The sequence below is a fragment of the Kitasatospora sp. NPDC091257 genome, from assembly GCF_044757675.1.
Taxonomy (GTDB): domain Bacteria; phylum Actinomycetota; class Actinomycetes; order Streptomycetales; family Streptomycetaceae; genus Kitasatospora; species Kitasatospora lactacystinica.
Genome location: NZ_JBIVVI010000932.1, coordinates 1 through 3,698, shown reverse-complemented (window position 1 = coordinate 3,698; position 3,698 = coordinate 1). Strand labels below are relative to the sequence as shown.

Below are 3,698 nucleotides of genomic sequence, written 5' to 3'. Positions count from 1 at the left end.
ACCGGCCCCGCCCCGGCGGGGCCGGTCAGGCCCCCGCTTCGAAAGGACACCGCCATGCGCGGCACCGCCCTGCTCGTCGGCTCCCTCCTCGCCGGACTGGTGCTCGGAAGCATCAGCGGCGTCTCCATGGCCCGCAGCGCCGACGGCCCCGCCCCGGCTGCGACCGTCACCACCACCCAGCCCGCCGATCCCGGCTGCGCCGTCCCGGCCAAGCCCACCGCGGGCCCGCCGCAGCCCTCCCCGGGCCCGTCCCCGGACCCTGCGCCGCGCCCGGCGTAGGGGCCCGAGAACCCCGGGCCGGGCGACGTGACCACGCACCGTCGCCCGGCCCGGAACCACCACCGAATCGACCCCAGGAGCAAATCCGTGACCGTCAACAAGCGCGTCCTCATCGACCGCATCGCCCCCGCGCTCGGAGGCCGGCGACCCGCCGCCCTCGCCGTCGAGGCGGTCCTCGACGTCATCGTGCGAGCCGTCGTCGACGGTGAGCAGGTGTCCGTCACCGGTTTCGGCACCTTCCAGGTCGTCGAGATCGCGAGCCGCACGGCCCGCAACCCCAAGACCGGCGACACGATGGTCGTGCCGGCCCGTCGAGTCCCGCGCTTCCGCCCCCACTCGCGGTTCCGGGACTTCGCCGACGGTCGCCGCGGCGTGCCGCAGGACGGCAGCGCGATCCGCAAGGACCCCAAGGGCACCCACACCTCGACCAGCGGTGCGGCATGAGCAGCCTCGCGGCCCGACTCGCGGCACTGTTCGCCCAGTTCGAGCCCGGGCCTCCCACCCCGTACGTGCTGCGCCGCGACGTCGACGTGTCCGGCGTCTCCGGTACGGGCGTGGTCGCGGAGGGCTGCATCTTCTCGGCCGCCGCCGGGTCCAGGGGCGTTACACGCTGGCGTGGGACGCGCGGCTCCACCGTCGCCTGGGACCACGCTGTCGACGTCGAGCCGATCCACGGCCACGACGGGGCGACGAGCGTCGTCCTCCTGCCCGTGTCGGCCATGGTCGCCGTGTTCACCTCTATCGCCGAACTCGAACAGCAGCGAGGGGGCGACGAGTGGGGGCGTGGTTGGAACGAGGCGCTGCGCACGGTCCACGGCCTGGTCGAGCGGGCCTTGGCGCCCCATCTGTCCGACGGCCGGGAGCGGCGCGGCGACACCAAAGAAGACTCAGAGATAGAAAGTTGACTTGAGTCTCCTTTGTGGTGGAGGCTGGTCTCACCGGCCGGGGATGCGAACCCTGGCCCTGCGTAAAGGAGTTGCTGTGGCAGTCGTCAACCATGGAGCAGTCTTGGAGGCCCTTCAGCCGCTCCCCGGGGGCGTTGTCGCCGGGCAGCGCCAGGTGCGGCGAAATGGGCCGCTGATCGCCATCGCCTCCCTCGAGCCGAGCCGGTTCTCCGACGAGTGGGAGGGGATTCGCATCCGCATCGTCAGTCGGGCGGCCGGTGAACTCGACAGCAACGTCTTCCTGTTCACCGAGCACGACGTCCTGCCCGCCGAGGGGAACGGGCGGATTGCCGTCGGCAACGCCCCTGGCATTGAGGGGCGATCCCCCATCTGCACCGCCCGGCTGGCCGGGGCGGTCGACCAGTACGTTCACGCCTTCTGGTAGTCGCCCGGAGGTGGGCCCGCCCCGGCGTTGCGCCGGAGCGGCGGGCCCGCCTTGCCAGTGGGTGGCGAATCCGATGGATTTACCACGGTCCTATTTATTGACCTAAGTCTATTTTGGATGGAGGCTGGTACTGCCAGCCGGGGCCCGCGAACCCCGGCCCGACCTAGGAGAGACCGATGGCCTTCAGCAACGGCACCCACCCGCCCCTGGAGAACGGAACGCCCGTGGAGTACCTCGGGCGTGTGGAGTCCCTGCACCACCGGATGCTCACCACCCGCCGCGGTACGAGCACCTGCGACACGTACACCGACGAGACCGGCGCGCAGCAGCACCTGTACGACCTGCTCGACGGTGACGAACTGGTGCTGAGCCACGTGCACCCGAACGACCTCATGGACTGGACCCCGCCGACGGACGAGAACGGGCAGCTGCTCGACCCCTTCGCCCCGGAGCACGGCTAGCCCGAGGGGCCCGGCGGCAAGGACCACCCCGCCGCCGGGCCCGCGCCGCAGCGTCCGCCAGTCACCACATCAGGGAGCACACTGTGGAACCGACCAGGGCCATCTACCACGGCAGCAAGACCGAACTGCACGGCCGCATCTTCACCGTCACCACCAACGAGCGCTGCGCCGGCCACCCCGAGGTTCCCCTTGGCGGGCTTGAGGAGTGCATAGTCCTGCTCGCCCCCGACGGCAGCGGCCTCCAGCACGTCCACCCGGGCAGCTTCACCGTCCTCGCCCCCGACGGCGACCCGCTCCACCGCGACGCCCAGGACGGCGACTGGACGTGGCTACCCGGCCGCGGCGACGTCCGCTTCGCCTACGCCGAACCCGGCACCAGCCCCTGGACCGTGTGGGTCCACTACTACGCCTTCACCGGCCGCTGGACCATCCTGTCCGCGCGCGTGCGCCGAGACGAACGCACCGCCAAACGCTCCCGCTACAGCTCCCCGCACGACGTCCTCACCTGGCGCATCCGCGCCGCCCTGGACGACCTCGCCGCCGACCGCAACCACGCCATCACCGACGCCTACGAGCGCTGCGCCGACGGCCTGGAACGGCACATGCAGCAGATCGAACTTGCCCTGCCCGCTGCGCCGCGCGCCGGCGACCCGGCTGCAAGCCACTGAACTGAGAGGACCCCATGCGCGTCTTCACCGCCACCACCTACCTGGACGACGGCCAGGCTGTCACTCCGGTGAGCATCGCCCTCCTGCGCGAGGACGGCGCCTCCTACTACGCCATCGACGGTTCGATCGGGCGCGTCAGCCTCGACCCCACCCAGACGATCGGGCCCGGCCTCGCCCACCTGCCGTGGTACGACGGCCGCCTCGACCGCCGCGACCCGGACGTGCGCAGCCGCGACCGGCTCGCCTGCGAGCTCCAGTGGTTCCTCAAGGACACCCCCAGCCCCGAACTGTGGTCGTGGCGAGGGGACACCGACCACCTCGTCCTAGCGCGGATGTGCCGCCGCCTCGGCGCGCTGCCTCCCGCCGTACCGGACTGGGTCGGCAGCCTGCGCCAGGAGTCCCACCGCCTCGCCCTGCCCATGCGGGACCTGCCCCGGTGGCCGCGTCGCGACGCCCACCCGATGGAGACCGCCCGCCACTTCCAGCGCATCGCCCGCTGCCTGGACGCCGCAGCCGCCGCCGACCCCCGCGAGCTGGACACCGCACACCAGGGAGGTGGCTGGTGAACGTCGCCAACCACGCCACCCTGATCGGCAGCCTGCTGCGTGACCCGGAGCTCTACGAGGCGCCCGGCGCACTCCCACGGGCGAAGTTCACCCTGCTGCAGCGCCCGCGGCTCGCCGAGCCAGGTCAACCGCGCGACCCGCAGGCCAAACAGCTGACCGTGCGCTGCGTCGCCTGGTGGGACCTCGCGCACAGGATCGCCGAGACCTTGCAGGCGAACGACCGGGTGATCGTGGTCGGGCACCTCACCCAGCGCGTGCACCAGCCGCCAGGCGAGAGCGCGGCCCGCCTGCTGGTCGAGCTGACCGTCGAGGCGATCGGCACCCTGGTGTAGAGCCCGTGCCCGTGCCCGCGCCCTGCCCCGCAGGGCGCGGGCACGCCGCGCTGTTCGCCAGCC

The 3,698-nt window shown here is 72.2% G+C and carries 7 protein-coding genes and 1 pseudogene; all 8 read left to right on the top strand.

All coding sequences use genetic code 11. From position 1 onward, the window contains the following. Nucleotides 1-279: pseudogene (locus ACIQOV_RS32275) on the top strand (hypothetical protein); the annotation flags it as partial. Between the two features lie 87 nt (nt 280-366). After that, on the top strand, nt 367-723 hold the full coding sequence (locus tag ACIQOV_RS32270) for an HU family DNA-binding protein (RefSeq protein ID WP_401054249.1): 357 nt from the start codon (nt 367-369) through the stop codon (nt 721-723). Then, on the top strand, nt 720-1,184 hold the full coding sequence (locus ACIQOV_RS32265) for a hypothetical protein (RefSeq protein ID WP_401054248.1): 465 nt from the start codon (nt 720-722) through the stop codon (nt 1,182-1,184). Before ACIQOV_RS32270 ends, ACIQOV_RS32265 begins: the two co-directional genes overlap by 4 nt. 76 nt (nt 1,185-1,260) lie before the next feature. Beyond that, on the top strand, nt 1,261-1,608 hold the full coding sequence (locus ACIQOV_RS32260) for a hypothetical protein (protein WP_401054247.1): 348 nt from the start codon (nt 1,261-1,263) through the stop codon (nt 1,606-1,608). 176 nt (nt 1,609-1,784) lie between these two features. Further along, entirely contained in the window at nt 1,785-2,069 is a 285-nt protein-coding gene (locus ACIQOV_RS32255; RefSeq protein WP_401054246.1) for a hypothetical protein, read from the top strand. Between the two features lie 83 nt (nt 2,070-2,152). Further along, a complete protein-coding gene (locus ACIQOV_RS32250) occupies nt 2,153-2,737 on the top strand; it encodes a hypothetical protein (RefSeq protein WP_401054245.1) in 585 nt (194 codons plus the stop codon). A gap of 14 nt (nt 2,738-2,751) precedes the next feature. Further along, nucleotides 2,752-3,303 (top strand): hypothetical protein, encoded by a 552-nt coding sequence (locus tag ACIQOV_RS32245; RefSeq protein WP_401054244.1) that lies wholly within the window; start codon nt 2,752-2,754, stop codon nt 3,301-3,303. Continuing rightward, nucleotides 3,300-3,635 (top strand): single-stranded DNA-binding protein, encoded by a 336-nt coding sequence (locus tag ACIQOV_RS32240; RefSeq protein WP_401054242.1) that lies wholly within the window; start codon nt 3,300-3,302, stop codon nt 3,633-3,635. Before ACIQOV_RS32245 ends, ACIQOV_RS32240 begins: the two co-directional genes overlap by 4 nt. Nucleotides 3,636-3,698: the final 63 nt, after the last annotated feature.